This window comes from Trinickia sp. LjRoot230 (genome assembly GCF_964253315.1).
Classification (GTDB): Bacteria; Pseudomonadota; Gammaproteobacteria; order Burkholderiales; family Burkholderiaceae; genus Trinickia.
Window position 1 is genome coordinate 1,678,014 of record NZ_CAXUQX020000001.1, and the last position, 26,873, is coordinate 1,704,886.

The following is a 26,873-nucleotide window of genomic DNA, read 5'->3' on the forward strand; positions in this document are numbered from 1 at the left end:
TCGGAGCAATGACCGCTAGAGTCGCTTCAAATCGGGAAGCAGGCGGTCGAATTCGCGTTTGACCACGGCGTAGCATTCGCACACGCGTTTCTCGAGCCCTGCCCGGTCGAGTACTTCGATATGGCCGTAGTTGTAGCGGATGAGGCCCGCGTCCTGCAGCTTCAATGCAGCTTCCGTCACGCCCGATCGACGCACGCCCAGCATGTTGGCGATCAGTTCCTGCGTCATGCGCAGTTCGTTCGAAGGAAGACGGTCGAGGCTGAGCAGCAGCCAGCGACACAGTTGCTGATCGATCGAGTGATGCCGGTTGCACACCGCGGTCTGAGCCATCTGCGTGATGAGCGCCTGCGTATAGCGCAGCAACATACGCTGCATCGCGTTGCCGCGCCGAAATTCTGCTTTCAGGATGCTCGCGTCGAGCCGATAGGCCTGCCCGGCGCATTGTACGACGGCTCGGCTCGGCGTCGTTTCGCCGCCCATGAACAGCGACACGCCGATCATACCTTCGTGGCCGACGATCGCGATTTCCGCGGACGAGCCGTCTTCCATCACGTACAGCAGGGAAACGATCGATGTGGTCGGAAAGTAGACGTGATGGAGCTGGCCGCCCGACTCGTACAGCACTTTTCCCAACGGCATCTCGACAAGCGTCAGGTGCGGGCCGATGCGGACACGCGCTTCTTCCGGTAGCACGGCAAGCAGATGATTTTCGATAAAGAACGGGGTGTCCGGCATGCTTGGCTCCTGCACGTCTGCGCGGGTGACGATGGCGGTTCGACCCCGAATTGACCTGCAAAAATTATAGTGTCGATACGCGTCTCAACGACGTGCGCACGACCACGCGCGCTCGATACGGAACCGATATTGCCGAGCCGGCGTAACCGGTCCGGCAGTGTACCCGATATCACCCCCGAGATTCCCGATGGCGACGCCGATCCGCCATTGAGACCGCCTCCGCAAGAGTCCTACAGCGTACAGACACATGATCTCGTTGATATGAGAATGTCTTTTAAAACCATGGTTCGGGAGGCGCGTAGCCGAGTACCTGACGAAAGTCGAGGCGTACCGCTTGCGCACATAGTCCGGTTCCTCACTTGAAGGGAGTTGTCATGAACAACATTGTGTGGATCATTGGAGCCGTGGTCATCATTGTGTTCGCCCTCGGCTATTTCGGATTGAGATAAACGTCTCGTTCACCTGCTTGTCACGCGATGGCCGACCAACGACTGCGATTACATATTTTGCGGTGAAACCGCAAAATGATTTCAGTCGGCACAGCCACCATATATCGTAGGAAGCAAAATGAAGGCGCTCAGGATCGTCGGCTATGCGGCTCTCGTGTCAGTCGCGTTCGCGCTGCTCGTCGCGATGTGCGCGATCTTGGAGGACGGCGTGATTTCGAACGATGCGCAGCGACAGGGACTGACTGGCAGCACGCTTTCAAGCCCCGGATCGCTCGATTACTCTCGTTAGGAAGCCGTCGCCGATTTACAGTTCCCAAACCTGACTGCGGCATTCGGAGGGCAGAGGCGGCGCGGTCGGCAAGATCCCCCATCTGCCGTCACGAGCTGGAGCATACCGATGAGTGTACTTGCCGGACGCCCAACCACCCGCGCGCTGCTCAAGGCGGTGCTGATGGCGTCGATACTGATGGCGTGCTGGCAGCTATGCCTGGGAGGAGCGCCGGCTAACGGCGCGAACGGCGCGGCCACCTTGCTCGATACGTACCAGAAGCTGATTCCCCGGCTCGAGCGCAATCAGTTCAACCGACAGATGTATCTCGATTCGGAGGAATCGTCCTCCACGCTCAAGGGCGAGGTCTACGCGGTGATGGCGTACCCCTTCGCGACAGTCAGCGGCGCGTTCAATGATCCGTCGCAAGGCCCGTTGAATTGGTGTGATGTGCTAATTCTGCATCCCAACATCAAGTATTGTCATACCACCGGCGGCAATACGCTGATCGTGAACGTCAGCAAGAAGGAAGTTGCCGAAGAGCTCAGCGCGACCTACCGGCTGCAACTCGAATACGACGCGGCGACCATCGGTCCCGGATATTTGCAGGTAAAGCTTCATGCGGACCAAGGACCATTGAACACCCGGGACTATCGGATCGCGCTGGAAGCGGTAGCGCTTGGCGATGACCGCACATTCCTGCATCTGACCTACGCCTACAGCTATGACATGATCGGGCGTCTTGCCATGAAGGTCTATCTAGCCGCTTTCGGTCGCGGCAAGGTCGGCTTCACCGAGATTGCCGATCCGTCCGCGGATCAGCCGAAATACATCGGCGGGATGCGCGGCCTCATGGAGCGCAACACGATGCGCTACTACCTGGCCATCGATGCGTATCTCGGTGCGCTATCCAGCCCGCCCGAGAAGCGACTGGAGCAACGCCTGGCTGCCTGGTTCGCTGCCAGCGAGCGATATCGGCGACAACTGCACGAAATGGATCGGCAAGAGTACCTGCAGATGAAATACGACGAATACCGGCGCCAGCAGACAGTGCAGTAGCGTGGAGGTCCCTTGGATGACGCCTCGGCCAAGCCGGATACAGCCGGACTGTTACACCGCCGCGCCTTCATCTCGAGGCTGAGGGCCGATTGCCCCGACCGATCTCGTCGAGGCAAGACATACGTCGACCATCTCTCGAACGGAAGTCACATAGTGGTCGGCGCCGATCGCGCTCTGAAGGTCTTTGCTCCACTGATCCGTGCCGCCCGTGGGCCAGAGGCCTACTACGATCGACGCGTCTGGCAAGCGTTGCCGTAGGCGTCGCAGCAGGTAGCGCAGATGTGATGGGATGCCGTCTATGTTGAGGTAGAAGATGCACACTATCGTCACCGCGGTGATGTCCAGACTGTCGATCCGCGCGCGAGAGACGGCATCATTCGGGATTACCCGGCACTCGCAATGGTGCTTTCCCAGAAGCTGAGCGAGGATGGTCGATGCTGATTCGTCGAGCGGGCCCCGTCCTGCTATGCAAAGAACCTGGTTGTCGGCGCGCTGCGCGATTGAAGCTTGCGCGTTCGTCGGCGGGATAGGAGGGATGAGCGGGGGCGGCACATCGCGTTCAGCGCCGGAGGGGGCCAACGCGCTCCAGTTGTCTTTGGCAGCGGCCGGTGCCGGATCAGTATCTTCGAAGCCGTCCAGGCCCTCGATGAGGTCATTCGCAGCGTTCTGAATTCGGGCCAGTTGTGCGGCTGTTACGCGGCCGCGCGTCACATCGTTGGCTGCAAGCTGCAATCCCTTGACTGCGACCTGATCGTAGTAGGTGCAGAGCGACCGATCGCGCAGCAGAATCTCCGCTTGCTCCAGTGCTTCATCCGGGTCGCCGGCGAGCGCTCGCTGGTAGAAGTTTTCAATGGGGGTCAATGCCGGTTGGTCGCCGAGTAGCACATCGAGAAATTCGAGCCGGGCGATATGGCGACCGAGAACTAGAACGCAAAGCGTCAGCGGGGTGGACAGGATGAGCCCGACAGGCCCCCATATCCAACTCCAGAAAATCGCGGCAATGACGACCGAAAACGGGGAGAGGCCCGTGCTATGTCCATATAGCAACGGCTCGACGGCTTGACCGACCAGCAGCTCGACAGTAAAAAAAAGCGCTAATGACCAGATCGCCATCGACCACCCAGGACTGACTGCAGCTGCAAGTACGGTAGCCAGAAGTGCCGATATCCAAATGCCTACGTAGGGTACAAGGCGCAACAGCGCGGCCAGTATGCCCCACAGCATGGGGTTGGGCACGCCGATGAAGAACAGGCCTGCGCCGATCACCACGCCCACTCCGGCATTCACGCCGAGTTGCGAGAGGAAATACCGGCTGAGGCGGCGTGCGGCCTCGTCCATGGCTGTCGTCGTCCTGTGCAGATCTCTTGAGCCGAACAACCGGATGGCTCGATCCCGCAGATCGTCGCGCTGCAGCAAAATGACAATGGTGACGATGAATACGATGAAGGTCGTTTCAAGCGGGCGGACAACGGGAGCCAGCACGCGCCGCATAAGCTGGAAGGCGGTGGGAACCGGCTCACGCACCTCGACCGGAAGCGCGGCGGTCGATTGGCTCGCGGACGAAGCAGAAGCGGGCTCGCGAATGGGTTGCCGATGACCGATTGTTACCTGTTGAAGCGCATCGCCAGCGGCGCCGACCAGATCGTTCAATTTTCCAAACGTCACCGCGCGTGCGGCATCGATCTTTGTTTCTATCGCCGCCTGATACTGAGGAATGCCGAGGGCGAGGTTGGTCAACTGGGTGGCGATGACGCCGCCAAGCAGGATGATCACCGAGAGCGAAATCAATGCTGCGACGAGAACCGAAGCGATACGTCCGAGCCTGATGCGGATCAGAAAATTGACCAGGGGGGAGACGAGGAAGCTCAACAACACAGCGAACGTGACAGGGATCAGAATCTCCCGCGCGAAATAAAGACTCGCGACGACCGCTAACCCGACGGCGAGGGTGACCAACCCTTGCACGCCGCGCGCTTCAGGCGGCTCGACTGGCGTTGCCGGCCTCGTAGGAGGCGGTTCCATCGACTTGGACATAACTGCCGGTGCTCGCAAATGCGCTCATTTTCGTGGGTGATTTCGGCTATTGCGGGGGAGCATGAACAGCCCGGATAGCGCGTTGACAGCAACGCGGAGCGCGCAACGGCTTTCGACAGCCGGAACGCGGCGGTAAGCACGATGGCATCCTTCGCGATCTCGCGGAATCAATGTGAAGCTACGCCATCGAGCCTGCGAATGCGGTACGACAGCGTACAGTGCAGAGGCGCGCAACCCTTGTAACGCAGGTCGTCCAACGGTGCTTGACGGTTTGCGATCAAGGAACGACGCCCTTCTAGTGAGGGGCGTCGTTCCCATTGCATACGAAAGAACAGCCCGTTTTTCTGGAAATTTCCCGCTGTCCCGAACCAGGCTTTGCAGAAAACTCCCGTTGGTGCTAATGCGAAAACCCGGAGGCCGTTTCGCTGAGGCTCTTGCCCTTGGTTTCGGGGGCTAGCCATTGCGACACGCCAGCACCGATAGCGGCGATGCCGGCGGCGATCAAAATGGTCACCGAGGGGCCGAGATTGATCATGGACCAGGGCATCAGGAACGTGCCGAGGCCCGCCCCGATCCGGCTGAAGGCGGCGGCGAAGCCCGTTCCGATCCCGCGGATCTCGGTCGGGAATACCTCGCCTGGGTAGATGCACGTCAGCGTGCCGCAGCCTGCGTTGAAGAACGAGAACGCGAGGAACAGGCCCAGCACGACCATCCCGGGCGCATCGGTCCACAAGCCGAGAATTGCGAGGATCACGGTGATGATCCACTGTGGCGGTACGGTCAGCACACGCCGGCCGGCCTTGTCGATCAGCAGGACCGTGGCCACACTCCCGGCCAAAGCAACCGCGGACAGTCCGACGCCTCCGGCGAGCCCGCCGCCGAGGCCAAATTTCTGCAGCACGCTGTCGGCGAACGTGGCGATGGCGAAATACGGTGTGACGACGCAAAAAAAGAACAGCGACACGAACAGCGTGGCGCGCCAGTACTGACGGGAGAACAGCATCCCAAAGCCGCCGGTGTGCACAGCTTCCTGCTCCACGTCGGCCATATCGGAGGCGCTTTCCATATACCGATGAGCGACGGAGCGGGCTTGGTGAGTACGACGCTTGCTCCACAGCCATCGCGGCGATTCGGGCATGCCAAGCCGGCCGAGGAACAACGCCACCGCGATGAACGTGCTGGTGCCGAGGATATTCCGCCACCCGAGGTCCGTATACCGGTTCAGCAGGTAGCCCACGACGAAGGCGATCATGAAGCCGGCATACCACGCGATGAGGGTAAGGCCCATGAGCCGTCCACGGATCCGGGAAGGGGAGAATTCCGACAGCATCGGCCAACCGACGGAGTACTCTGCGCCGATCGCGATGCCCATCAACAGGCGCACCACGAACAGTTGCAGCGGTGATGTGGTCAAGAATTGCGTGGAGCCGATGAAGAACTGCATGGCCGACGCGATCACGAACAGTCCCATGTCGAGCATGAACAGTGGCTTGCGGCCGAACTTGTCGCCAGCCCACCCGCCCAGTGGCGAGCCGACGAGGATTCCGAACAGCGCGGCAGCCGCGATCAGGCCCTCCCAGACTGGCGATATGCCGAGCTCGGCGGTCATCTGGCCGGACACTGGGCCGACGATCCCGAGGATATAGCCGTCCAGAAACGTACCGCCGGTAAGAACAATGATCATCCTTATCATGAAGCGTCGTTTGAACGCTGAGGATGTCTTGTCCTCAATCGCTACGGCGCCAAGAGTAGCTTCCTTTTCCAACGAGGTCATGCGTATCTCCTTTTTTTGCGGCATGCATCAGGGACGCCGGGATGGCGCGCGTACTTAGATGGAATGGCTTTCAATCGTGCCCCGATCGACGAGGTGAAAAACAGATTTGTGCCGTCGGAGCGGCGATAGGTGGTCGAGCGAAGGTTCGGTTGATCGTGAGGTCGGCCGGTAACGGGCTGGTTCGAAGATCGCTTTTTTCGCGATGTTGTTTTGCGAATGTCTCAACTGACACCTCCTGAAAATTGCGCGTCGTAATGACAGACGGAAAGGCGAATTGGAGCAGACGTGCACTGCCCCGGCGTTACGTGCCAGTCGGCGTGGAGGCACGATAGTGCCGCGCATGTTGCAGGCGATGATCGAAACCGGCTGCGCGGCACTACGTCGAGTCTATGGATGCAATGGAAGCCGCGTCTTCCCTTATGCGCACGAAAACTTGCTGTGAGCGACCCCCTTGGCTCGAACGTTCCGTTTCTTGTCGGTAGGGCGCAAGTACGTGTTGGATTTCGTACCTTCCGCCGTAACATGGAGACACGGAGGCGTGCGTGACTCGAATTCCACGAGCGGTCTATACGAAGGAGCTTCGCGACGAAGCGGTCAAGCCGGCGTTGGCTGAAGGTGTTGGAGTATCGGAAGCTTCTCGGCAGTGGTCGATCCTCATCAAGGCACTGGCAAACTGAGTGCGCGCGGCGAAGGCCGGCAAGCTGAAAGATGTCGGCCGACACGCGAAGCCATTGACGGAAATGGAGGCCGAGCTGATGTTGATGGCGGTGGAACGACGCCCCTCAGAGTAAGGTGGCGGAGCACGTGAGGTGTGGTAGTGATGCGGGTCAGCGGAGGTCGGCCGGCATTTTCCAGGGAAGCAACGCGTCGTAGTCGTCGACGGTCTTCGCCAGAGGCAGGCGCCGGAACAGCCTGCTTGCGGTCTTGCCAGAAGCGGGGTGGAAACGCATTGGCCCACATATGGTGGAGGTGGATATGCCGCTGGGGCAGGTGCTCGAGAATCCAGCCACCGCCTCTATCACGTCAATTGCCCGTCGACTGCGATCATCTCCCTGCTGTATCTGATGGAGGACGGGGCGTCTCGTCTGCCGAGATTGCAATCGTTGGCAATGAAGGGGGGCATTGCACTCTTCAGGGGGCGAAACCACGCCCAGTCGCGCGGTCGTGCAGATCGAGCAGGCCGCTGAGTGCAACCGGTAACGTGCTGTTAGCACGAGAGCGCGGACGAGGATCGCTCACCGCGTCTGCAAAGCCAGCATGGGCATCCTCCTGGCCGGTCACTCCGTGAAGCGCCGAGCGTGGTGCCATTGCAGCGGGCGACATTCAACGGCAACGCCGTTCCCCGCTGCGGCACCCGGCTACTTGCCGATCTGGTTGCCGACTACGCCGCCGACGACCGCACCTCCAACCGTACCGACTGGGCTGCCGCCTGTTAGCAGAGCTCCGCCGACGGCGCCGATCCCAGCACCGGCCGCTGTGTCGACGCCTCGTTGGGACATGCCGGAGCAAGCCGTCAGCCCAACCGTGACCAGGACCACCTGGAGCACCAACGGGCCTTTTGAAAATATTCGACTAGTGTTCATTTCGATACCCCATGTTTGCAAGCGACACGATTCGGTGTGTCCGGCACCACCGGCCAGCGGCACAGGAATAGTCCGCGTGTTGGCCAGAATTTTTTATACGCGCAATGCCGGTACGTGTCGGTCCGTCAGCGTACAGGCTGCCATTTGCGCTCCGCAGGTTGATCCATCTGCTTCGACTGCGCGTTACGCCGTTCGGCCATTGGGTCGCATTGAGCATGTTTTCCCATGCGACTGGCTACGGGGGATCGCGGCTGGCTGCCATCAAACTCCGAACGGGCTTCTTCGCGGTGCGGACAGCCAGCGACCGCGAGAGCCTTTCTGGTCAATTAGGTTTTTTTGACGGCTTCCTTGGCGTCGCCAAGATTCTTTCGCGCCTGGCCGACCGCTTGCTGAATATCGCCCTTGACTTCCTGTTTCGTGTTGCCGGTGGCTCGGCCAATGGTTTCATTTATCTTGCCCTTTACCTTCCCCACAGTCCCCTTGACTTGATCCTTGTTCATGGTGAATCTCCAATACGTAGCTGATCTGTGGATGACGCGGCTGTCGCTTGCCGTCAGGCTCTGACAGGGTGCAGCGGATGAAGCGGTATTCCGGGAACATCATCAGTTATCCATATCTCTCGCCTGTGCGGTTGCGGAGTGCGTTTCAGTGTTCGAGCGGGCGATTCTCGGCGTGTGCATTCTTGATGCGTTCCGCGGTGACGTCCAGCGGGAACCACTTTTCGGCCGTGTCTACGGTCAGCGCATTCCACGGAATGGCGAAAAGCCGCCTCCCCTGAGCCGGGGTATTGAAAACGTAGATCGAGAGCGCCCGGCGGTGACGATGCAACAATGCAGGCAACCAGGATGAGAAATCGGTACGGTGCCGTACCGGGCACCGAAAAGGTACCTGGCGAATCCACTCGACAAGATGGAGGCGGACCTGGTCCTCTTGTTTTTACCGATCTGAACGTCACCGTACAGACTTACCCTATCCTCCGTGCGACTCTGCTGTTCCAAACCTGCTCGTACCAGCGGACTCTGGCTCGCTCTCCCGACGCAGGCGATGGAGGGATCCAGAGGCGCGATGAAAAAGGTGCTTACGCCGCGCGCGAAGGGGCGCAAGCGTTCGACAAGTCGTGCAAAGATCTCATTGGGCGCATCGCCCCGAAGCGCACCATGCTGGAGAAGGGCAATCCAACGGGTGAGGGACAGCGCGGTCTCACGGATCGGCCTATCCGCAACGTCGTCAATATCGGCACGTGCCGACCTTCGACCGTGCTCAGTTCGCTGCCGCTGATGGCTTGCGGCGCGGCGGCAAGCTTTGCTGGTGTTCGTGCCATAACTGCTACGAGAACATGCAGCAACATTTACAAGTCTGAAATATGCATTTGCGGGCGCTGCGCTATAGTTAGCACATCGAACTATCCGTCTGACGGGAAAAGGTCGTTGTCATGACAAAAATCACGTATATGGTTGGCAGCCTCGGAGCCGCGCTTGTTCTGAGTGCGTCGGGTGTCGCGATGGCCGGTGTCAATGTCGGGGTCAATATCGGCGCGCCTGCGCCTGTTTATGTCGCGCCGGCCCCGGTTTATGCGCCGCCGCCGCCTCCAGTTGTCTACGCGCCGGCTCCGGTGGTCATCATCGGCTGGCATGGTGATCGTTACTGGGACGGGCGCCGTTATTGGGAGCGCGACGACTATTATCGTCATCACGGTCGCGGCCCGGGTTGGGACCACGGCCGTGGGCATGGCCATGGCCGCGGCCATGGCCACGACGATTGAGCGAGCACTGCGAACGATAGACCGATTCGATAGCGGAAACGAAACTGCCCACCGGACATTGTCCGGCGGGCAGTTTTCTTATGCGGGCCGCAAACGCCGCGCGCGTTATTCGCTAACGCTTGGCAGCATTCCGCCAACCACGGCATGAAAGCCGCTATCGACGTGCATGATCTCGGCGGTCACACCGCTCGCGAGATCGGACAGTAAAAACGCGGCGCTATTGCCCACTTGCTCGATCGTCACATTGCGCTTGAGCGGCGCATTTTGCTCGACGAAGTCGAGGATCTTCCCGAAGCCTTTGATGCCGCTTGCGGCGAGCGTTTTGATCGGCCCGGCCGATATCGCATTGACGCGAATGCCTTTCGTGCCGAGCGAGCCCGCCATGTAGCGGACGCAGGCTTCGAGCGCAGCCTTCGCCACCCCCATCGTGTTGTAGTTCGGAATGACCTTTTCCGCGCCGAGATACGAGAGCGTGAGCAGCGACGCGTCTTGCGACAGCATCGGCAACGCCGCTTTGGCGAGCGCGGGGAAGCTATAAGCGGATATATCGTGCGCGATGCGGAAGTTTTCGCGCGTGATGCCTTCGATGAAATCCCCCCCGATTGCCTCGCGCGGCGCGAAGCCGATCGAGTGCACGAGCCCGTCGAGCGAATCCCAGTGGGTCTTGAGCGTTGTGAAAAGCGCGTCGATCTGCGCATCGTCTGCCACATCGCATGGAAAGATCAACTCGCTGCCGAATTCGGCAGCGAACTCGGTGATGCGGTCTTTGAAGCGTTCGCCGACGTAGGTGAACGCGAGCTCGGCGCCTTCGCGTTTGCACGCTTGCGCGATGCCATAAGCAATCGAGCGATTCGACAGCAGACCAGTCAGCAAAATGCGTTTTCCAGCGAGAAAGCCCATGAACTCTCCTAATGTGAGCAGCGCCGCGCGCCGCAAGCGCGTAACGCGCGTGGGGTGGCCGGCGGAGGATTTTAAGTACAATTCTCTCACATCGCCATTCCCGAGCGACCACAAGGTGCCTATGACGACAGCTTTGCGACGGACCACCGCGCTGCGTTTGCTGCTTGCCTTATGTTGCGTGTATGCGTTCGGCGCGCCCGCGTCCGTCGAAGCGGCCTATGCGATTGCACAATTTGGCACTCCTAAGTATCCGCCTGGCTTCAAGCACTTCGATTACGTCAACCCCGATGCGCCGAAGGGCGGCACGCTCGTGCTGGCGAACCCGAGCCGCCTGACGAGCTTCGACAAGTTCAATCCGTACACATTGCGCGGCAATGCGGCGCCCGGCATCGGCATGCTGTTCGAGAGCTTGACGACCGGCAGCCTCGACGAACCCGCTTCCGCTTACGGCCTGTTGGCCGACGATATCCGCATTGCGCCCGATCGCCTGTCCGTCACATTCCACATCAATGCGCGCGCACGCTTTTCCAACGGCGACGCGGTCACCGCTGACGACGTCAAATACTCGTTCGATACTTTGAAAAGCACGCAAGCAGCGCCGCAATTCGCAGCTTACTTCGCCGATATCGCGCGCGCTGTGGTGCTCGATCCAAAAACCGTGCGATTCGAGTTTCGGCAAGCCAATCGCGAGTTGCCGTTGATCGCGGGCGGCGTGCCGGTGTTCTCGCACAAGTGGGGCCTGCGCCCCGACGGCACACGTGTCCGATTCGATCAGCTCGCCTTTGAAACGCCGATCGGCAGTGGCCCTTATCTGATCGAACGCTACGACAGCGGCCATACGATCACCTATCGACGCAACCCATCTTATTGGGGGGCCGCGTTGCCCGTGCGGGCGGGCATCAACAATTTCGAGCGCGTCACGTACAAGCTTTACGCCGATAGTATTGCCCGGCTCGAAGCATTCAAGGCCGGTGAATACGATGCGCTTGTCGAATATATCGCGCGCAATTGGGCGCGACGCGACGTCGGCAAACGTTTCGACAACGGTGAGCTGATCAAGCGCGAATTCCGGCAGCACAACGGCGCGGGCATGCAAGGCTTCGTGCTTAACCTGCGGCGCCCGCTCTTTCAGGACCTGCGCATACGCAAAGCGCTCGATCTTGCATTCGATTTCGAATGGCTGAACAGCCGCCTTTTTTTCGGCGCTTATACGCGGCTCGACAGCTATTTCGCCGACAGCGAACTGCAGGCGAGGGGCCTGCCGGGCCCCGGCGAACGCGCGTTGCTCGAACCGTTGCGCGCACAACTAAATCCCGAAGCGTTTGGGCCGATGACGATTCAGCCGAGCACCGATCCGCCGAATTCGCTACGCGCCAATTTGCTCAAGGCACGCGCGCTCTTGACCGAAGCGGGTTGGACTTATCGCGATGGCGCGCTGCGCAATGCGAAAGGCGAGCCGTTCCAATTCGAAATCCTCGAGGATTCGGGACAGGGAGCATCGATGGAACCTGTCATCGCCGCCTATATCCGCAATCTCGCGAAGCTGGGCATTCATGCCATCTATCGGACCGTGGATTTCGCGTTGATTCAGAAACGCTATGACGCATTCGATTTCGACGTGACGATCATCCGTAATCCGGGCACGCAAATCCCCGGCGTAGAGCAGGTGTCGCGTTTCGGCAGCAAATCGGCCGACACGCCGGGCTCGGACAACATGAGCGGCTTGAAGTCGCCCGCCGTGGACGCGATCTTGCGCTCGCTCGTGCGCGCCCAGACAAAAGACGAACTGGTCAATGCCTCACGGGCGCTCGACCGTGTGCTGATGCATGGCCACTACATCGTGCCGCAATGGTTCAGCACGACGCACCGCATTGCGTACAAGCGCGACCTGCATTATCCGTCGACGCTGCCGCTGTACTATTCGGCCGAGGACTGGATCGTATCGACATGGTGGCTTGCGCCGCAGTAGCCGTTAAGCGGGTGGCGAGCCGATACACGTTTCGACGGATAACCAACTATGTGGGCCTACATTCTCAGGCGGCTGTTGCTGATGATCCCAACGCTCATCGGCGTGCTCACCTTGACCTTCGTCGTCATTCAGTTCGTGCCGGGCGGGCCGGTCGAGCAGGCTGCTTACGAGCTGCGCAAAGGGGCGGCACAAGAGGGCCAGGCGCCGTTAGGACTGCGCGCGCACAACGGTGTCGATGCGCAGCAGATCGCGCAGCTCAAAGCGCTTTACGGCTTCGATAAGCCACCGCTCGCTCGCTATTGGCTGATGCTCTCGCGCTTTGCGCGCTTCGATCTCGGGCAAAGCTACTTTCATCACCGCAGCGTCTGGTCGTTGATGGTGTCGAAACTGCCTGTGTCGATCAGCATCGGCCTATGGACTTTCTTTCTGACCTATTTGATCTCGGTGCCGCTGGGTATTGCAAAGGCCGTTCGCAATGGTTCGCCGTTCGATGTGGCGACGAGCCTCGTGGTGCTCGTCGGCTACGCCATTCCAGGCTTCGTGCTGGGTGTGCTGTTGCTCGTGCTGTTCGGCGGCGGGACGTTCCTGCAGATCTTTCCGCTACGTGGGCTCGTCTCCGATCACTTTGCGCAGCTTTCGCTTGGCGGCAAGATTGTCGATTACCTCTGGCACATTACGTTGCCGATTACCGCATCGGTCGTCGGCAGTTTCGCCATCATTACGATGTTGACCAAAAACGCATTTCTCGACGAAATAAACAAGCAATACGTGCTGACGGCCCGAGCGAAAGGCTTGAGCGAAAAACGCGTGCTGTGGAAGCACGTTTTTCGTAACGCGATGCTGCCACTCGTGGTCGGTTTTCCCGCGGCATTCATCGGCGCATTCTTCACGGGCAGCCTGTTGATCGAGACGCTGTTCTCGCTCGATGGCCTCGGACTGCTCTCTTATGAGTCGGTGGTGCGACGGGATTACCCGGTCGTGCTTGGCACGCTTTACCTTTTCACGCTGATCGGGCTTGCGACGAAGCTGGTGTCGGACCTGTGCTACGTCTGGGTCGATCCGCGCATTCAATTCGAACAACTGGAGCGTTGATGTGAGCCGACTCCGTCGTCGCATCGGACAAGACGCGCTGCCGCGCAGCGGCATGCCGGATGCATTCGTCTCGCCATCGCCGATGCGCCGCGTGTGGCGGCGTTTCAAGGCGCAACGGCTCGGCTATTGGAGCCTCGTCATCTTTGTCGTGGCTTTCGCCGCGAGCCTGGCGGGCCCGCTATGGTCAAACGACAAGCCGCTGGTCGTGCGGTATCAGGGCCAACTCTATTTCCCACTCGTGAAAACGTACGCGGAAACAACGTTTGGCGGTGACTTCCCCGCGCCTGCCGATTACCTCGACCCTTACATGCGCCATCGCTTCGAGCTGCCCGGCAATTTCGCGATTTATCCGCTCAATCACTATTACTACAACTCGCTCAATTACTTTTCGAAGGCGCCCAATCCGGCACCGCCGTCGCATGAAAATTGGCTCGGTACGGATCAACAGGGCCGTGATCTGTTCGCTCGTCTGCTCTATGGTTTCCGTATTTCGGTCGAGTTCGCACTCGTCCTGACGATGATCGGCAGTCTGCTCGGCATCGTTGCGGGCGCAGTGCAAGGTTATTTCGGAGGCCGGATCGATATCGTTGGCCAGCGGCTCATCGAGATATGGAGTGCGCTGCCGGAGCTCTATTTGCTGATCATCTTTGCGTCGATTTTCGAGCCTAGTTTCGCGTTGCTGATCGTGCTGCTATCGCTGTTCGGGTGGATTGGTCTTTCGGATTACGTGCGTGCGGAATGCCTGCGCAACCGGACGCAGGACTATGTGCGCGCCGCGCGTGCGATGGGGCTGTCGAACGCGCAGATCATCTGGCGCCATGTGCTGCCGAACAGCCTCACGCCCGTCATCACGTTTTTGCCGTTTCGCATGAGCGGCTCGATTCTCGCGCTCACGAGCCTCGACTTTCTTGGGCTCGGTGTGCCGCCGCCCACGCCGAGCCTCGGCGAGCTGCTGGCCGAAGGCAAGGCCAATCTCGATGCATGGTGGATCTCGCTCGCGACTTTCGGCGTATTGGTCGCGACATTATTGTTGCTGACCTTCATGGGCGATGCGCTGCGCAATGCGCTCGACACGCGCGTTGCCGATGCGATGCGCGCGGGAGGCAATCAATGAGCGGGATGGCCGCAGACCACGAGGGTGGCGGCGAGCCGCTGCTGTCGCTCGAAGGCGTGCGGGTTGCGTTCGGCGAGATCCTCGCCGTCAAGGACGTGACACTGTCGATTGCGCGCGGCGAACGTGTCGCACTCGTTGGCGAATCGGGCTCGGGCAAGACCGTCACGGCGCTGGCGATTCTGCGGCTCTTGCACGATGCGCGGGTAAGCGGGGCGATTCGCTTTGCCGGCGTCGATCTTTCGACGAAAAGCGAACGCGACATGCGCGGGCTGCGCGGCTCCGATATCGCGATGATCTTTCAAGAGCCGATGACGGCGCTCAATCCGCTGTATACCGTCGGCGAGCAGATCGCCGAGACGATTGTGACGCACGACGGTGTGCGCGCGCTCGAAGCACGTCGGCGCGCGGTCGCGTTGCTCGAACGCACGGGCATCGCGGAACCCGGCAAACGGGCGCTTAGTTATCCTCATCAATTGTCGGGTGGGCAACGTCAACGCGCGATGATTGCGATGGCGCTGGCCTGCCGGCCGCGGCTGTTGCTGGCCGACGAGCCGACCACCGCACTCGATGTGACGATTCGCGCCCAGATCGTCGACTTGCTTCTCGAATTGCAGCGCGAGGAAGCGGCCAAGCGCGGCATGGCGGTGCTGCTCATCACGCACGATCTGAACCTCGTGCGCCGGTTTGCACAACGCGTGGCCGTGATGGAGCAGGGCGTGCTCGTCGAAAGCGGGCCGGTCGAGCGGATCTTCGCCGATCCGCAGCACCCCTACACACGCCGGCTCATTGAAAGCCGGCCGCGGCGGACGGTCCAGCCGGTGCTGCCGATCGCGCCCGTCGTGCTCGAGGCGAACGAGGTGTCAGTGGCGTTCAAGACGAAACTACCTGGCTTGGCGGGCTGGTTTCGCTCGGGCCGCTTTCCCGCTGTATCGAATGTCAGCATCACGGTGCGCCAGGGCGAAACGCTGGGTATCGTCGGCGAATCGGGCTCAGGTAAATCGACGCTGGCGATGGCATTGCTTGGTTTGCAGCGCACGGCGGCGGGCTCGATCGCGTTTGAAGGCCGCCCGCTCGCCAGCTATCAAGGGCGCGAGCAGACCGTGCTGCGCTCAAGTATGCAAGTCGTCTTTCAAGATCCATTCAGTTCGCTTTCGCCGCGACAGACCATCGAGCGCATCGTCGGCGAAGGCCTGGCGCTGCATCGACCCCAACTCGGCGCAGCAGCGCGGCAGCACAAAGTGATCGCGATGTTGCGCGAAGTGGGGCTCGACCGAACGGTATTGGCGCGCTATCCGCATGAGTTCTCCGGTGGCCAACGGCAGCGCATCGCAATTGCCCGAGCGCTGGTGCTCGAGCCCCGTTTGCTCGTGCTGGATGAGCCGACAAGCGCGCTGGACGTATCGATTCAGCAGCAGGTGCTCGCGTTGTTGGCCGCGCTGCAGCACAAATACAACCTCACTTTTATTTTTATCAGCCATGACCTCGCGGTGATCGGGGCAATGGCACACCGCGTTGCCGTTATGCAAGACGGCGCGATCGTCGAGACGGGCGACGTCGAAAGGATATTCTCCAAACCGGCCCATTCTTATACGCAAAAGCTCATCGCCACGAGCATGCAAGGTTGATTCGCGGCAATTATGACGGTACCCCGATTGTTTTTTTTAATTTGTTTTGACAATTGGTTACATCCTGGCTAGTATCGTCCAAACTTTTCGCAGTCCATCGCAGATCCCTGATTCTTAAGCAAATTCTACCGACCGATGCAGCACCGATACTTTGCCCATGCTTGCGCGCGCGTCGTCACTGGAATGTTCGTTGGCGTATTGATGAGCGCAGCAGGCAGTGCGTTCGCAGACGAAGCGAACATGTTCTCGCAAAGCGCCGCAACTTCGATTCGCTCCGAATCGACCCCTCTTTCCTCTGCTTCGTCCTCCGGTTCTTCTCTCGATACGCAAGCTGCGTCCACTCAAAGCGGCGGCCGCGCCAAGTCATTTTTGTCGGGCATGGCGGGTAAAGCCGGCGACGTCGTCGTTGGTGCGCTCAACATGATCGGGGTGCGCTATCGCTGGGGCGGTAACTCGCCCGATTCGGGGCTCGATTGCAGCGGGTTCGTCCGCTACGTCTTCCAAGACACGCTCGGGCTTGCACTGCCGCGCCGCGCCGAGGAAATGAGCCGTGTCGGAGAAAAGGTTCGCGTCAGCGAACTCAAGCCGGGCGACCTCGTGTTCTTCAATACGATGCGCCGCACGTTCTCGCACGTCGGCATCTATATCGGCGACAACAAGTTCGTGCATTCGCCGTCGACGGGCAGCACGATCCGCGTCGATGATCTCGACGACCGCTATTGGGAAAAGCACTTCACCGGTGCGCGCCGCATCGAATCGCATTTCCCGGTCAAGGCGGATGATTTGCGCCAGCGCGTGAGCGCCACCATGGACGCGACAGGCGGCAATTAATCGAGCACTGGTCCGCTTGCAAAAGAACGCTGCACGTGAAGAAGACGCGCAGCGTTTTTTCTATGCGTGGTTTTTGCCGAGGAGCAAGGCTCAGGCAGCGCGTGCGCGGCTCGCAGCAAGTTTCTGATCAAGCTGCGCGAAGGCCTTCGCAACCGCTTCCTCGCCGGCCAGAATGGCCGCATTGCGTTGACCGAAGTCGCTGCCGCTCATAGCGGCAAGATTGGGGCGAATAACGAAATCCGCATACTTTTCGAGTTCATACGTTTTGATCGTTTGACCCATGATCGTGAACGTTTGCAGCAGCACATCGAACGAATTCTGCGTGAGCGCGGTTTCCGGGTCGGCCGAGATGTCCACCGCGATGACGAAGTCAGCGCCCATCTTATGCGCAAAGGCTGCCGGAACCGGGCTCACGAGCCCGCCATCCACATACTCGTGGCCGCCGATTTTGACCGGCTCGAAAATCGAAGGCACGCTGCACGAAGCGCGCACCGCGATGCCGGTATTGCCGCGTTGAAAAAGAATAGGCTGCCCGGTGCGCAGATCGGTCGCCACGATGCCAAGCGGCTTGGCCATCTTTTCGATCGGGCGGTTGCCGAGCGTCGTGTTCACATAGTTTTGCAGGGCTACGCCCTGTAGCAGGCCGCGTGTGCGAAAGGGCATGGCCCAATCGCTGATCGATGCCTGATCCATCGTCAATGCAAGCCGGTTGATGGCAATGCCGCTCATGCCCGATGCGGACAGCGCGGCGACAACAGAACCCGCGCTCGTGCCACACAGCAAGTCGGCTTTGATCCCGCGCGCCTCGAGCGCCTTGATCACGCCGATGTGAGCAAAGCCGCGCGCGGCACCGCCGCCGAGCGCGAGTCCGATGCGTAACGGCCTCTCAGCAGCGTTTGCGATGGGCGGTGGTTTCGGCGTTTCGTTAGCATTCCTCAATGATGGGGATGCACAAGCGCTGACGAGCACCGAAGCGCACGCGAGAGAAAAATTGCGACGGGATCTGGATAAGCGGGGGAAAGAGGGTTTCAACGAAATCTCCTGCGGCTGCGATGCAAAGCGATGCGCGCACATCATAAGGCAAAGCGGGCGGTTATAATTGCGGTCTCTTCGATTTGCCTTGCCGCCTCGTCGCGCGCGAACTCCCGCTCATGTCCAACGTCCGTACCCGCTTCGCACCGAGCCCCACCGGTTTTATCCATCTCGGCAACATTCGCTCTGCGCTGTATCCCTGGGCGTTCGCGCGCAAGATGAACGGGACGTTCGTGCTGCGCATCGAAGATACCGACGTAGAGCGTTCGACGGAGGCTTCGGTCGACGCTATTCTCGAAGGCATGGCATGGCTCGAACTCGATTTCGATGAGGGTCCGTTCTATCAGATGCAGCGCATGGATCGCTATCGCGAGGTCGTCGCGCAAATGTTGGCGCAAGGCCTGGCTTACCCCTGCTACATGTCGACCGAAGAGCTCGATGCGCTTCGCGATCGTCAGCGCGAGGCCGGCGAGAAGCCTCGCTACGATGGCACATGGCGCCCCGAGCCCGGCAAGACACTACCTGTGCCGCCTGCCGGCGTGACACCGGTCGTTCGTTTCCGAAATCCGTTGACCGGTGTGGTTGCTTGGGACGATGCCGTGAAAGGGCGAGTTGAAATCTCGAACGAGGAACTCGACGACCTCGTCATCGCGCGTCCCGATGGCACACCCACCTATAACTTCTGCGTAGTCGTAGACGATCTCGATATGCGCATCACGCATGTGATTCGCGGCGACGATCACGTGAACAACACGCCGCGGCAGATCAACATCTTGCGTGCGCTCGGCGCCGAGCCTCCGGTCTACGCGCATTTGCCAACGGTGCTGAACGAAGCTGGCGAGAAGATGAGCAAGCGCCACGGCGCGATGAGCGTGACCGGTTATTGCGACGCGGGTTATTTGCCCGAGGCGGTGCTCAATTATTTGGCGCGGCTCGGATGGTCGCACGGCGATGCGGAGATCTTTTCGCGCGAGCAATTCATCGAATGGTTCGATCTCGATCACCTCGGTAAATCGCCTGCGCAGTACGACCATAACAAGCTGAACTGGCTCAACAATCACTACATCAAGGAAGCCGATAACGCACGTCTTGCCGAGCTGACGAAACCCTTCTTGGCGGAACTGGGTATCGATGCGGCGTCGCTTGCGAACGGCGCGCCGTTGGCCGATGTGATCGCGCTAATGAAAGACCGTGCGACGACGATCAAGGAAATCGCCGAGAATGTCGCCATGTTTTACCGGCTGCCGTCGCCCGATGCCTCGGCGCTTGAACAACATGTGACCGAAGCGGTGCGGCCCGCGCTCACGTCACTCGCCGCTGCGCTGGCGACGGCCGAGTGGAGCAAGACGGGTATCGCGGCAGCCATGAAGGCAACGCTTGCGGATTACAAGCTCAAGATGCCGCAGTTGGCGATGCCTGTGCGGCTTCTCGTTGTCGGCACGACGCACACGCCGTCGATCGATGCGGTACTCGCGCTGCTTGGTCGCGACGTCGTCGTCGGCCGTCTCGAACGTGGTGCGTCCGTGTGACGTCTATGCGGTGCGCGATACTGCGCACGCAAGCGACGACGAAAAAAATCATGCAGTAACGAGCGAAGGGTATTTACAAACGTGGAGCCGCTCTCTACAATCTCGTTTCTGTTCAGGGGGTATAGCTCAGCTGGGAGAGCGCTTGCATGGCATGCAAGAGGTCAGCGGTTCGATCCCGCTTACCTCCACCATCAGATCGATAGCGATAGCAGAGCGGCAACGTAGTTCGCGTCATTCAAATAAGCCCTGAGCAATCAGGGCTTTATTTTTTGGTGCGCCCGGTCTGAACGCTACCGATGACGGCTGTAGTACTGCCGGTTGTAATACTGACGATTGTAGTATTGCCGGTTGTAGTACTGCTGGTTGTAGCGTTGGTTCTCGTACTCGCGGTTGGAGTACTGCTGGTTGTAATACTGTCGGTTGTAGTAGTCCCGGTCGGCACTCTCACGGTTTCGCGCGTCGTTCGCGGTCACCGCATTCGTGTACCAATCCACGGGTTGCATATGGGGCGTCGTGTCTGCAGCCGCGCTGATCGAGATCGACCCCGCGAGTGCCGCTGCCACGACGGCTTTCAGAAACGCATTGGACATAGGGTTCATGCAATTCGTCATCGAGTGACAAGAGCTTTGATGATCGGCTCGTGCGCAATGGTTGCACGCGCCGATGCGAAGCAATGTTCCATCGAACGATGCCACGCCCGTTGCGATCGTTTTCAGATGCCGATAACGATAAAAAAAGCCATAACAATCACGTTATCGATATGCAAAGAAATATTGACTGTCTTCGTTGATGCGCTGTCCGTATGCTCGCGACACTGGGTAAGAGACCCGTCGAGCCTATCGGATCAGTGAACGAGCCAGTTTGATGAGAAACGGAGCCGCCGCCGAAGCGAAACGCTTTCGATCGTGCCTGGGTGCCTTGTTCGGTATCGCATTCACGAGTTGGGTCGCGCATGTCTTCCTCGGCGCTGCCGCGGATACCCCGTTGCTAGTTGCACCGATGGGCGCATCGGCGGTACTGCTGTTCGCGGTACCCGAAAGCCCACTCGCACAGCCGTGGTCGATCATCGGCGGCAACATCGTGGCGGCGGTCGTCGGGGTGGCGTGCGCGAAGCTGATCGGCACACCCGTTGTCGCGGCAGCCACCGCGGTGGCGCTGGCCATCAGCGTGATGCTCGCATTGCGCTGTGTGCATCCACCTTCGGGCGCGGTGGCGCTTACCGCCGTGCTGGGTGGCCCGGCGATTCATGAACTTGGTTACCGCTTCGTGCTCGTGCCGATTGCGCTGCAGTCGAGTGCGCTGCTGATAGCGGCGCTGGTCTTTCACTTGTTCTCGGGGCATCGCTATCCGCATGTGCGCGGCGCGGGTGTTGCGGGCTTGAGATCGCTATGGCAGCGAATGGCGTCGACGTTGTCGCGCAAGCGCTTCTCGGGCGATGCCGCTGCGGATGGCGCGCTAGCCGGTACCCAGCCAGTGGCTTTCGAGTGGCTGCATAACGACGCGCATCAGCACGTGCGTCCGCATGGTTTCGATGAGCTGACCTGTGCGGACATCATGTCGCCGGTGGGCCGCCCGACGTTGCCTGATAAACATGCTTTTGTCTGCGCGGTGGGCGGCGACACGCCGATCTCCGAACTCGCACCGCACTTCAAACACCACGCGTGCGAGCGCATTGCGGTGACGGACGAAAGCGGCCGGCTCGTCGGCACGATCAACCAGCTCGACTTGATCTGGGGCCTGTATTGCCAGATGCGTACCCCGCAGCGGGTCGCGGCCTAGCAGCGCTCGCTGTTGGCTTGGTCTGGCTTCTCTTTATCCATTCAGGATAGCTAATTAACACGATAAAAAACTTTAACTTTCGCTAATACATCGACTCACGCACTATGCCTCATGCGGGCGGCCGGCAGCATGGATTGCCGGAATCCGAAAACGTAGCGCGTCGAATGTCCTGACGCGTTACCGACACGGCTCTCAACAAAACATTCCGTACCGCTTGGAAGGAGACACATCGTGTTCGATGTCGATCGATTGATCGAGCGGCACCGTGGCGAAGGGCGTTCGCTGCTCGCGGTGCTGCATCAGATACAAGACGAAGTCGGGTTCATTCCGGCCGAGACGTTGGCGCCGCTGGCGCGCGCGATGAACTTGTCGCGCGCTGAGGTGCATGGCGTGCTGACTTACTACCATCACTTTCGCACGAGAGCGCCGGCGCGCGTGAGCGTAGCGCTGTGCCGCGCCGAAGCGTGTCGCAGCATGGGCACCGAAGCGCTCGCGCAGCATATCGAATCGCACACGGGCTGCCGGTTCGATGCCCAGCATGCTCAAGGCGGTGCGCACACGCATGTCGCCGACGTCGAACTCGAATCGGTGTACTGCCTGGGCCAGTGCGCGCTGTCGCCGGCCATGACGATCAACGGCACGCTGTACGCGAAGATCAGCGCCGCGCGCTTCGATGCGCTATTCGATGCCGCCTGCGAACAAGCGGGCGTCGCATGTGAATCGAATACGAATGCGAAGGCGAGTGCAAATAATCAGGAGTCCTTATGAATTCGGCAGCGCAAGCGGTGCGCATCTTCGTGCCGTGCGATTCGTCGGCCCTCGCGCTGGGCGCCGACGCGGTGGCGCAGGCCATTGCCGATGAAGCGGCCGCGCGCGGCTTGGCAATCGAGATCGTGCGCAACGGCTCGCACGGGCTGCTGTGGCTCGAGCCGCTCGTCGAAGTGCAAACGCCGCAAGGACGCACAGGCTACGCCAAAGTGCAGGTGTCGGACATCGCGTCGCTGTTCGATGGGCAGTGGCTCACGAGCGAAGGTACAGGCATTGCCCATGCACGCGCAGTCGGTCTGGTTGACGAATTGCCCTACCTCAAGCGCCAGCAGCGGCTTACGTTCGCGCGACTGGGCCTGACCGACCCGCTATCGATCGACGATTACCTCGCGCACGAAGGCTTGGCCGGTCTCAAGGCGGCACTAGCGATGAGCGGCGACGCGGCGTGCGATGCGCTGCTCGAATCGGGCTTGCGCGGGCGCGGCGGTGCGGCCTTTCCAGCTGGTATCAAATGGCGCACGGTGCGCGCAGCACCTGCCGCGCAAAAGTACATCGTATGCAACGCCGACGAAGGCGACTCGGGCACGTTCTCGGACCGCCTGTCGATGGAAGGCGACCCGTTCGGGCTGATCGAAGGGATGATCATCGCCGGGGTGGCTACAGGCGCCACGCAAGGCTACATCTATGTGCGCAGCGAATACCCGCATGCGATTGCCACGCTGAACGCGGCCATCGCGAAGGCGCGCAGCGCGGGCTGGCTCGGCGCGAGCGTGCTGGGCAGTGCCCACGCGTTCGAGCTGGAAGTGGCCAAGGGCGCGGGCTCGTACGTGTGCGGTGAGGAAACGGCGCTGCTCGAGTCGCTCGAAGGCAAGCGCGGCATCGTGCGCGCCAAGCCGCCCGTGCCCGCGCTCTCGGGCCTGCACGGTCAGCCCACGGTGATCAACAACGTCATCACGCTCGCCACGGTGCCGATCATCTTCGCGCGCGGCGCGGCGTTTTATCGCGACTTCGGCATGGGCCGCTCACGCGGCACGCTGCCGTTTCAGCTGGCCGGCAACATCTTGCACGGCGGGCTCGTGGAGCTGGCCTTCGGCGTGACGCTGCGCGAGCTGATCGAGACGTACGGCGGGGGCACCGCGAGCGGGCGTCCGGTGCGCGCGGTGCAGGTGGGTGGGCCGCTGGGCACCTATTTACCCGAAAGCCAGTGGGACATTCCGCTGGACTACGAAGCGTACGCGGCGGTGGGCGCGGTGGTGGGTCACGGCGGCATCGTGGTGCACGACGACACGTCCAATCTCGCGGAACTGGCGCAATACGCGATGCACTTTTGTGCGCTCGAATCGTGCGGCAAGTGCACGCCGTGCCGGATCGGCTCGACGCGCGGCGTCGAAGTCATCCAGCGCATGCGCGGCGGTGACACCTCGGTCAAGCAAGTGCAGTTGCTGCGCGATCTGTGCGACACGATGGTGTCGGGCTCGCTGTGCGCGATGGGCGGCATGACACCGTACCCGGTGCTCTCGGCGCTCGAACATTTTCCTGAGGACTTCGGTCTTCGCCCCGTTCAGCCCCACGCGGCTGCGGCTTGATGGAGTTGTGATTCATGTCTGAGGCACTCGCTCACCCCTCGAAGGCACTCGCCGCGCCAACCGGCGGCTGCGGCTCGGGCCAATGCGCCTGCAAAAGCGCGGCCCTGCGCAACCCGCTCGACGAGACCGACTACGGCACGCCGCAGCGTCACGCCGACACCGATGTGACGCTGACGATCGACGAGCGCGAAGTGACGGTGCCCGCGGGCACCTCGGTCATGCGCGCGGCCGCGGTGGCGGGCGTGAACGTGCCGAAGCTGTGCGCCACCGATTCGCTCGAACCGTTTGGCTCGTGCCGGCTGTGCCTGGTGGAAATCGACGGCAAGCGCGGCTACCCGGCCTCGTGCACGACGCCGGTCGAAGCAGGCATGCGCGTGTCCACGCAAACGGAGCGGCTGCAAGCGTTGCGGCGCAACGTGATGGAGCTCTATATCTCCGATCACCCGCTCGATTGCCTGACGTGCCCGGCCAACGGCAACTGCGAGCTGCAGGACATGGCGGGCGTGGTGGGTCTGCGCGAGGTGCGCTACGGCTTTGACGGCGCGAACCATCTGAGCGAGGCCAAAGACGAGTCGAACCCGTACTTCACGTATGACCCGTCCAAGTGCATCGTGTGCAACCGGTGCGTGCGCGCGTGCGAGGAAACGCAAGGCACGTTCGCGCTGACGATCATGGCGCGCGGGTTCGAGTCTCGCGTGGCGGCCAGCGAGAACGTGCCGTTCATGGACTCGGAATGTGTGTCGTGCGGCGCGTGCGTGGCGGCGTGCCCGACGGCCACGCTGATGGAAAAAAGCGTGGTGGAGCTGGGTCAGCGCGAGCATTCGGTGATCACGACGTGCGCCTATTGCGGCGTCGGGTGCTCGCTCAAGGCCGAGATGAAGGGCAGCCAGGTCGTGCGCATGGTGCCGCACAAGAATGGCCAGGCCAACGAGGGGCATGCGTGCGTGAAGGGGCGCTTTGCGTGGGGCTATGCGACGCATAAGGACCGCATCACCAAGCCGATGATTCGCGCGAAGATCACCGATGCGTGGCGCGAAGTGAGCTGGGAAGAAGCGATCGCCTATGCGGCGGCCGAATTCCGGCGCATTCAAGCCCGTCACGGGCGCGATTCGATCGGCGGTATCACCTCGTCGCGCTGCACCAACGAGGAGACGTACCTGGTCCAAAAGCTCGTGCGTGCGGCGTTCGGCAACAACAACGTGGACACCTGCGCGCGGGTGTGTCATTCGCCCACCGGCTATGGGCTCAAGACGACGCTGGGCGAATCGGCCGGCACGCAGACGTTCGCCTCGATCGAGCAGTGTGATGTGATCGTAGTGATTGGCGCGAACCCGACCGACGGGCACCCAGTGTTCGCCTCGCGGCTCAAGCGGCGCGTGCGCGAGGGGGCCAAGCTGATCGTGGCCGATCCGCGGCGCATCGACTTGGTGGACGGCCCGCACGTGAAGGCCGATTATCACTTGCAGTTGCGCCCGGGCACGAACGTGGCGCTGATCAATGCGCTCGCGCATGTGGTGGTGACCGAGGGGCTCGTGAACGAAGCGTTTGTGGCCGAGCGCTGCGAGCCGGTGGCGTTCGCGCAGTGGCGCGAGTTCATCGCGCGCGAGGAGAACGCGCCCGAGCAAACACAAGCGATCACAGGCGTGCCGGCCGAGCAAGTGCGCGCCGCGGCGCGCCTGTACGCGACGGGCGGCAACGCCGCGATTTACTACGGGCTGGGCGTGACCGAGCATGCGCAGGGCTCGACGATGGTGATGGGCATCGCGAATCTGGCGATGGCCACCGGCAACATCGGGCGCGAGGGCGTGGGGGTCAATCCGCTGCGCGGGCAAAACAACGTGCAGGGCTCGTGCGACATGGGCTCGTTTCCGCACGAGCTGCCCGGGTACCGGCATGTGAGCGGCGCCGAGGTGCGCGAGCAGTTCGAAGCGGCGTGGCACGTGTCGTTGCAGCCGGAGCCGGGCTTGCGCATTCCGAACATGTTCGATGCGGCGCTCGACGGCAGCTTCATGGGGCTGTACTGCCAGGGCGAGGACATCGTGCAGTCGGACCCCGATACGCAGCATGTGACGGCGGCGCTTTCGGCGATGGAGTGCATCGTCGTGCAGGACATCTTCCTGAACGAGACGGCCAAGTATGCGCATGTGTTCCTGCCGGGTTCGTCGTTCCTCGAGAAAGACGGCACGTTCACGAACGCGGAGCGGCGCATCTCGCGGGTGCGGCGCGTGATGTCGCCGCTGGCGCGCTACGCGGACTGGGAGGTCACGGCGTTGCTCTCGCGTGCGCTGGGCTACGAGATGGACTATGCGCATCCGTCTGAGATCATGGACGAGATTGCGCGGCTCACGCCGACGTTTCATGGTGTGTCGTATGCGCTGATCGACGAGTTGGGCAGCGTGCAATGGCCGTGCAACGAGGCCGCGCCGCAGGGCACGCCGACGATGCACGTGGACGAGTTCGTCCGCGGCAAGGGCAAGTTCGTGATCACGAAGTTCGTGGCGAGCGACGAGAAGGTGACCAAGCGCTTCCCGCTGTTGCTGACGACCGGGCGGATTCTGTCGCAGTACAACGTGGGCGCGCAAACGCGGCGCACGGCGAACGTGCAGTGGCACGAAGAGGATCGGCTGGAGCTGCATCCGCACGACGCCGAGGAGCGCGGCATCAAGACGGGCGACTGGGTGGGCATCGAATCGCGCGCGGGGCAAACGGTGTTGCGTGCGTTGGTGACCGAGCGCATGCAGCCGGGCGTGGTGTACACGACGTTCCACTTCCCGGAGTCGGGCGCGAACGTGATCACGACGGACAGCTCGGATTGGGCGACGAACTGCCCCGAGTACAAAGTGACGGCCGTGCAGGTGCAGCCGGTGCAACAGCCTTCGCAGTGGCAGCGCGCGTACACGCGCTTTAGCGATACGCAATTGACGCTGTTGCGCGAGCGCACGCTGGCTAATGCAAACGTGGAAAGTAACAAGTGAGCCCGCCGC

21 protein-coding genes, 1 tRNA gene and 2 pseudogenes are annotated in these 26,873 nt (G+C 61.1%); 16 read left to right on the forward strand and 8 right to left on the reverse strand.

Translation table 11 applies throughout. The features are described from left to right. Positions 1–15: 15 nt before the first annotated feature. Positions 16–735, reverse strand: a complete 720-nt coding sequence (locus ACSQ20_RS07840) for a Crp/Fnr family transcriptional regulator (protein ID WP_436018672.1) — start codon at positions 733–735, stop codon at positions 16–18. Positions 736–1,302: 567 nt separating this feature from the next. On the opposite strand from ACSQ20_RS07840, the gene ACSQ20_RS07845 reads away from it, so the two are divergent. Together ACSQ20_RS07845 and ACSQ20_RS07850 are read left to right on the forward strand one after the other, a co-directional pair. Then, entirely contained in the window at positions 1,303–1,473 is a 171-nt protein-coding gene (locus ACSQ20_RS07845; protein ID WP_436018674.1) for a hypothetical protein, read from the forward strand. A 108-nt stretch (positions 1,474–1,581) separates the two neighbouring features. Then, positions 1,582–2,511 (forward strand): hypothetical protein, encoded by a 930-nt coding sequence (locus tag ACSQ20_RS07850; RefSeq protein WP_436018676.1) that lies wholly within the window; start codon positions 1,582–1,584, stop codon positions 2,509–2,511. A gap of 51 nt (positions 2,512–2,562) precedes the next feature. Here ACSQ20_RS07850 and ACSQ20_RS07855 read toward each other — a convergent pair whose 3' ends face one another. Together ACSQ20_RS07855 and ACSQ20_RS07860 are read right to left on the reverse strand one after the other, a co-directional pair. Further along, complete coding sequence (locus tag ACSQ20_RS07855) at positions 2,563–4,545, reverse strand: AI-2E family transporter (protein WP_436018678.1); 1,983 nt, start codon at positions 4,543–4,545, stop codon at positions 2,563–2,565. Positions 4,546–4,942: 397 nt separating this feature from the next. Further along, a complete protein-coding gene (locus ACSQ20_RS07860; RefSeq protein WP_436018680.1) occupies positions 4,943–6,319 on the reverse strand; it encodes an MFS transporter in 1,377 nt (458 codons plus the stop codon). A 542-nt stretch (positions 6,320–6,861) separates the two neighbouring features. Here ACSQ20_RS07860 and ACSQ20_RS07865 point away from each other — a divergent pair. Beyond that, a pseudogene (locus ACSQ20_RS07865) lies at positions 6,862–7,074 on the forward strand (transposase); the annotation flags it as partial. Between the two features lie 157 nt (positions 7,075–7,231). After that, positions 7,232–7,489 (forward strand): annotated as a pseudogene (locus ACSQ20_RS07870) (Crp/Fnr family transcriptional regulator); the annotation flags it as partial. A 188-nt stretch (positions 7,490–7,677) separates the two neighbouring features. Here the strand turns inward: ACSQ20_RS07870 and ACSQ20_RS07875 are convergent. Together ACSQ20_RS07875 and ACSQ20_RS07880 are read right to left on the reverse strand one after the other, a co-directional pair. After that, a complete protein-coding gene (locus ACSQ20_RS07875; RefSeq protein WP_436018682.1) occupies positions 7,678–7,902 on the reverse strand; it encodes a glycine zipper 2TM domain-containing protein in 225 nt (74 codons plus the stop codon). A gap of 326 nt (positions 7,903–8,228) precedes the next feature. Then, positions 8,229–8,402, reverse strand: coding sequence for a CsbD family protein (locus ACSQ20_RS07880; RefSeq protein ID WP_436018684.1), 174 nt, complete (start codon positions 8,400–8,402; stop codon positions 8,229–8,231). A 932-nt stretch (positions 8,403–9,334) separates the two neighbouring features. Between ACSQ20_RS07880 and ACSQ20_RS07885 the strand changes: the two genes are divergently transcribed. Further along, positions 9,335–9,664, forward strand: a complete 330-nt coding sequence (locus ACSQ20_RS07885) for a hypothetical protein (protein WP_436018686.1) — start codon at positions 9,335–9,337, stop codon at positions 9,662–9,664. A 105-nt stretch (positions 9,665–9,769) separates the two neighbouring features. Here the strand turns inward: ACSQ20_RS07885 and fabI are convergent, their stop codons facing one another. Then, positions 9,770–10,564 (reverse strand): enoyl-ACP reductase FabI, encoded by a 795-nt coding sequence (fabI, locus tag ACSQ20_RS07890; RefSeq protein WP_436018688.1) that lies wholly within the window; start codon positions 10,562–10,564, stop codon positions 9,770–9,772. A gap of 121 nt (positions 10,565–10,685) precedes the next feature. On the opposite strand from fabI, the gene ACSQ20_RS07895 reads away from it, so the two are divergent. The 5 genes from ACSQ20_RS07895 to ACSQ20_RS07915 all read left to right on the forward strand — a co-directional run bounded on the left by ACSQ20_RS07895 (position 10,686) and on the right by ACSQ20_RS07915 (position 17,195). After that, on the forward strand, positions 10,686–12,533 hold the full coding sequence (locus ACSQ20_RS07895) for an extracellular solute-binding protein (RefSeq protein WP_436018690.1): 1,848 nt from the start codon (positions 10,686–10,688) through the stop codon (positions 12,531–12,533). 48 nt (positions 12,534–12,581) lie between these two features. Beyond that, the gene (locus ACSQ20_RS07900; protein ID WP_436018692.1) at positions 12,582–13,625 is read left to right on the forward strand and encodes a microcin C ABC transporter permease YejB; all 1,044 of its coding nucleotides are present in this window, start codon (positions 12,582–12,584) and stop codon (positions 13,623–13,625) included. A gap of 52 nt (positions 13,626–13,677) precedes the next feature. Further along, positions 13,678–14,739 (forward strand): ABC transporter permease, encoded by a 1,062-nt coding sequence (locus ACSQ20_RS07905; protein WP_436022983.1) that lies wholly within the window; start codon positions 13,678–13,680, stop codon positions 14,737–14,739. Then, the gene (locus ACSQ20_RS07910; protein ID WP_436018694.1) at positions 14,736–16,364 is read left to right on the forward strand and encodes an ABC transporter ATP-binding protein; all 1,629 of its coding nucleotides are present in this window, start codon (positions 14,736–14,738) and stop codon (positions 16,362–16,364) included. Before ACSQ20_RS07905 ends, ACSQ20_RS07910 begins: the two co-directional genes overlap by 4 nt. Positions 16,365–16,499: 135 nt before the next feature. Then, a complete protein-coding gene (locus tag ACSQ20_RS07915; RefSeq protein WP_436018696.1) occupies positions 16,500–17,195 on the forward strand; it encodes a C40 family peptidase in 696 nt (231 codons plus the stop codon). Positions 17,196–17,285: 90 nt separating this feature from the next. On the opposite strand, the gene ACSQ20_RS07920 is transcribed toward ACSQ20_RS07915, so the two are convergent. Next, positions 17,286–18,272, reverse strand: coding sequence for a patatin-like phospholipase family protein (locus tag ACSQ20_RS07920; protein ID WP_436018698.1), 987 nt, complete (start codon positions 18,270–18,272; stop codon positions 17,286–17,288). 74 nt (positions 18,273–18,346) lie between these two features. On the opposite strand from ACSQ20_RS07920, the gene gltX reads away from it, so the two are divergent. Next, positions 18,347–19,756 carry a glutamate--tRNA ligase gene (gene gltX / locus ACSQ20_RS07925; RefSeq protein WP_436018700.1) on the forward strand — a complete coding sequence of 470 codons (1,410 nt, stop codon included), beginning with the start codon at positions 18,347–18,349 and terminating at the stop codon, positions 19,754–19,756. Positions 19,757–19,871: 115 nt separating this feature from the next. Further along, positions 19,872–19,947, forward strand: a tRNA-Ala gene (locus ACSQ20_RS07930). 99 nt (positions 19,948–20,046) lie between these two features. Here ACSQ20_RS07930 and ACSQ20_RS07935 read toward each other — a convergent pair. Next, complete coding sequence (locus tag ACSQ20_RS07935) at positions 20,047–20,355, reverse strand: hypothetical protein (RefSeq protein ID WP_436018702.1); 309 nt, start codon at positions 20,353–20,355, stop codon at positions 20,047–20,049. A gap of 265 nt (positions 20,356–20,620) precedes the next feature. On the opposite strand from ACSQ20_RS07935, the gene ACSQ20_RS07940 reads away from it, so the two are divergent. The 4 genes from ACSQ20_RS07940 (at position 20,621) to fdhF (ending at position 26,864) form a co-directional block, all read left to right on the forward strand. Next, the gene (locus tag ACSQ20_RS07940) at positions 20,621–21,535 is read left to right on the forward strand and encodes an HPP family protein (RefSeq protein ID WP_436018704.1); all 915 of its coding nucleotides are present in this window, start codon (positions 20,621–20,623) and stop codon (positions 21,533–21,535) included. 228 nt (positions 21,536–21,763) lie between these two features. After that, positions 21,764–22,303: an NAD(P)H-dependent oxidoreductase subunit E gene (locus ACSQ20_RS07945; RefSeq protein ID WP_436022985.1), complete on the forward strand. Its 540-nt coding sequence runs from the start codon at positions 21,764–21,766 to the stop codon at positions 22,301–22,303. After that, positions 22,300–23,889 (forward strand): formate dehydrogenase beta subunit, encoded by a 1,590-nt coding sequence (locus ACSQ20_RS07950; RefSeq protein WP_436018706.1) that lies wholly within the window; start codon positions 22,300–22,302, stop codon positions 23,887–23,889. Before ACSQ20_RS07945 ends, ACSQ20_RS07950 begins: the two co-directional genes overlap by 4 nt. 14 nt (positions 23,890–23,903) lie before the next feature. Then, a complete protein-coding gene (gene fdhF / locus ACSQ20_RS07955; RefSeq protein ID WP_436018708.1) occupies positions 23,904–26,864 on the forward strand; it encodes a formate dehydrogenase subunit alpha in 2,961 nt (986 codons plus the stop codon). Positions 26,865–26,873 lie beyond the last annotated feature (9 nt).

Excerpts from the sequence above, each read along its gene's own strand:
- ACSQ20_RS07840 (WP_436018672.1), bottom strand. The coding sequence starts at position 735 with ATGCCGGACACCCCGTTCTTTATCGAAAATCATCTGCTTGCCGTGCTA.
- ACSQ20_RS07845 (WP_436018674.1), top strand. The coding sequence starts at position 1,303 with ATGAAGGCGCTCAGGATCGTCGGCTATGCGGCTCTCGTGTCAGTCGCG.
- ACSQ20_RS07850 (WP_436018676.1), top strand. The coding sequence starts at position 1,582 with ATGAGTGTACTTGCCGGACGCCCAACCACCCGCGCGCTGCTCAAGGCG.
- ACSQ20_RS07855 (WP_436018678.1), bottom strand. The coding sequence starts at position 4,545 with ATGTCCAAGTCGATGGAACCGCCTCCTACGAGGCCGGCAACGCCAGTC.
- ACSQ20_RS07860 (WP_436018680.1), bottom strand. The coding sequence starts at position 6,319 with ATGACCTCGTTGGAAAAGGAAGCTACTCTTGGCGCCGTAGCGATTGAG.
- ACSQ20_RS07875 (WP_436018682.1), bottom strand. The coding sequence starts at position 7,902 with ATGAACACTAGTCGAATATTTTCAAAAGGCCCGTTGGTGCTCCAGGTG.
- ACSQ20_RS07880 (WP_436018684.1), bottom strand. The coding sequence starts at position 8,402 with ATGAACAAGGATCAAGTCAAGGGGACTGTGGGGAAGGTAAAGGGCAAG.
- ACSQ20_RS07885 (WP_436018686.1), top strand. The coding sequence starts at position 9,335 with ATGACAAAAATCACGTATATGGTTGGCAGCCTCGGAGCCGCGCTTGTT.
- fabI (WP_436018688.1), bottom strand. The coding sequence starts at position 10,564 with ATGGGCTTTCTCGCTGGAAAACGCATTTTGCTGACTGGTCTGCTGTCG.
- ACSQ20_RS07895 (WP_436018690.1), top strand. The coding sequence starts at position 10,686 with ATGACGACAGCTTTGCGACGGACCACCGCGCTGCGTTTGCTGCTTGCC.
- ACSQ20_RS07900 (WP_436018692.1), top strand. The coding sequence starts at position 12,582 with ATGTGGGCCTACATTCTCAGGCGGCTGTTGCTGATGATCCCAACGCTC.
- ACSQ20_RS07905 (WP_436022983.1), top strand. The coding sequence starts at position 13,678 with ATGCCGGATGCATTCGTCTCGCCATCGCCGATGCGCCGCGTGTGGCGG.
- ACSQ20_RS07910 (WP_436018694.1), top strand. The coding sequence starts at position 14,736 with ATGAGCGGGATGGCCGCAGACCACGAGGGTGGCGGCGAGCCGCTGCTG.
- ACSQ20_RS07915 (WP_436018696.1), top strand. The coding sequence starts at position 16,500 with ATGCAGCACCGATACTTTGCCCATGCTTGCGCGCGCGTCGTCACTGGA.
- ACSQ20_RS07920 (WP_436018698.1), bottom strand. The coding sequence starts at position 18,272 with ATGATGTGCGCGCATCGCTTTGCATCGCAGCCGCAGGAGATTTCGTTG.
- gltX (WP_436018700.1), top strand. The coding sequence starts at position 18,347 with ATGTCCAACGTCCGTACCCGCTTCGCACCGAGCCCCACCGGTTTTATC.
- ACSQ20_RS07935 (WP_436018702.1), bottom strand. The coding sequence starts at position 20,355 with ATGAACCCTATGTCCAATGCGTTTCTGAAAGCCGTCGTGGCAGCGGCA.
- ACSQ20_RS07940 (WP_436018704.1), top strand. The coding sequence starts at position 20,621 with ATGAGAAACGGAGCCGCCGCCGAAGCGAAACGCTTTCGATCGTGCCTG.
- ACSQ20_RS07950 (WP_436018706.1), top strand. The coding sequence starts at position 22,300 with ATGAATTCGGCAGCGCAAGCGGTGCGCATCTTCGTGCCGTGCGATTCG.
- fdhF (WP_436018708.1), top strand. The coding sequence starts at position 23,904 with ATGTCTGAGGCACTCGCTCACCCCTCGAAGGCACTCGCCGCGCCAACC.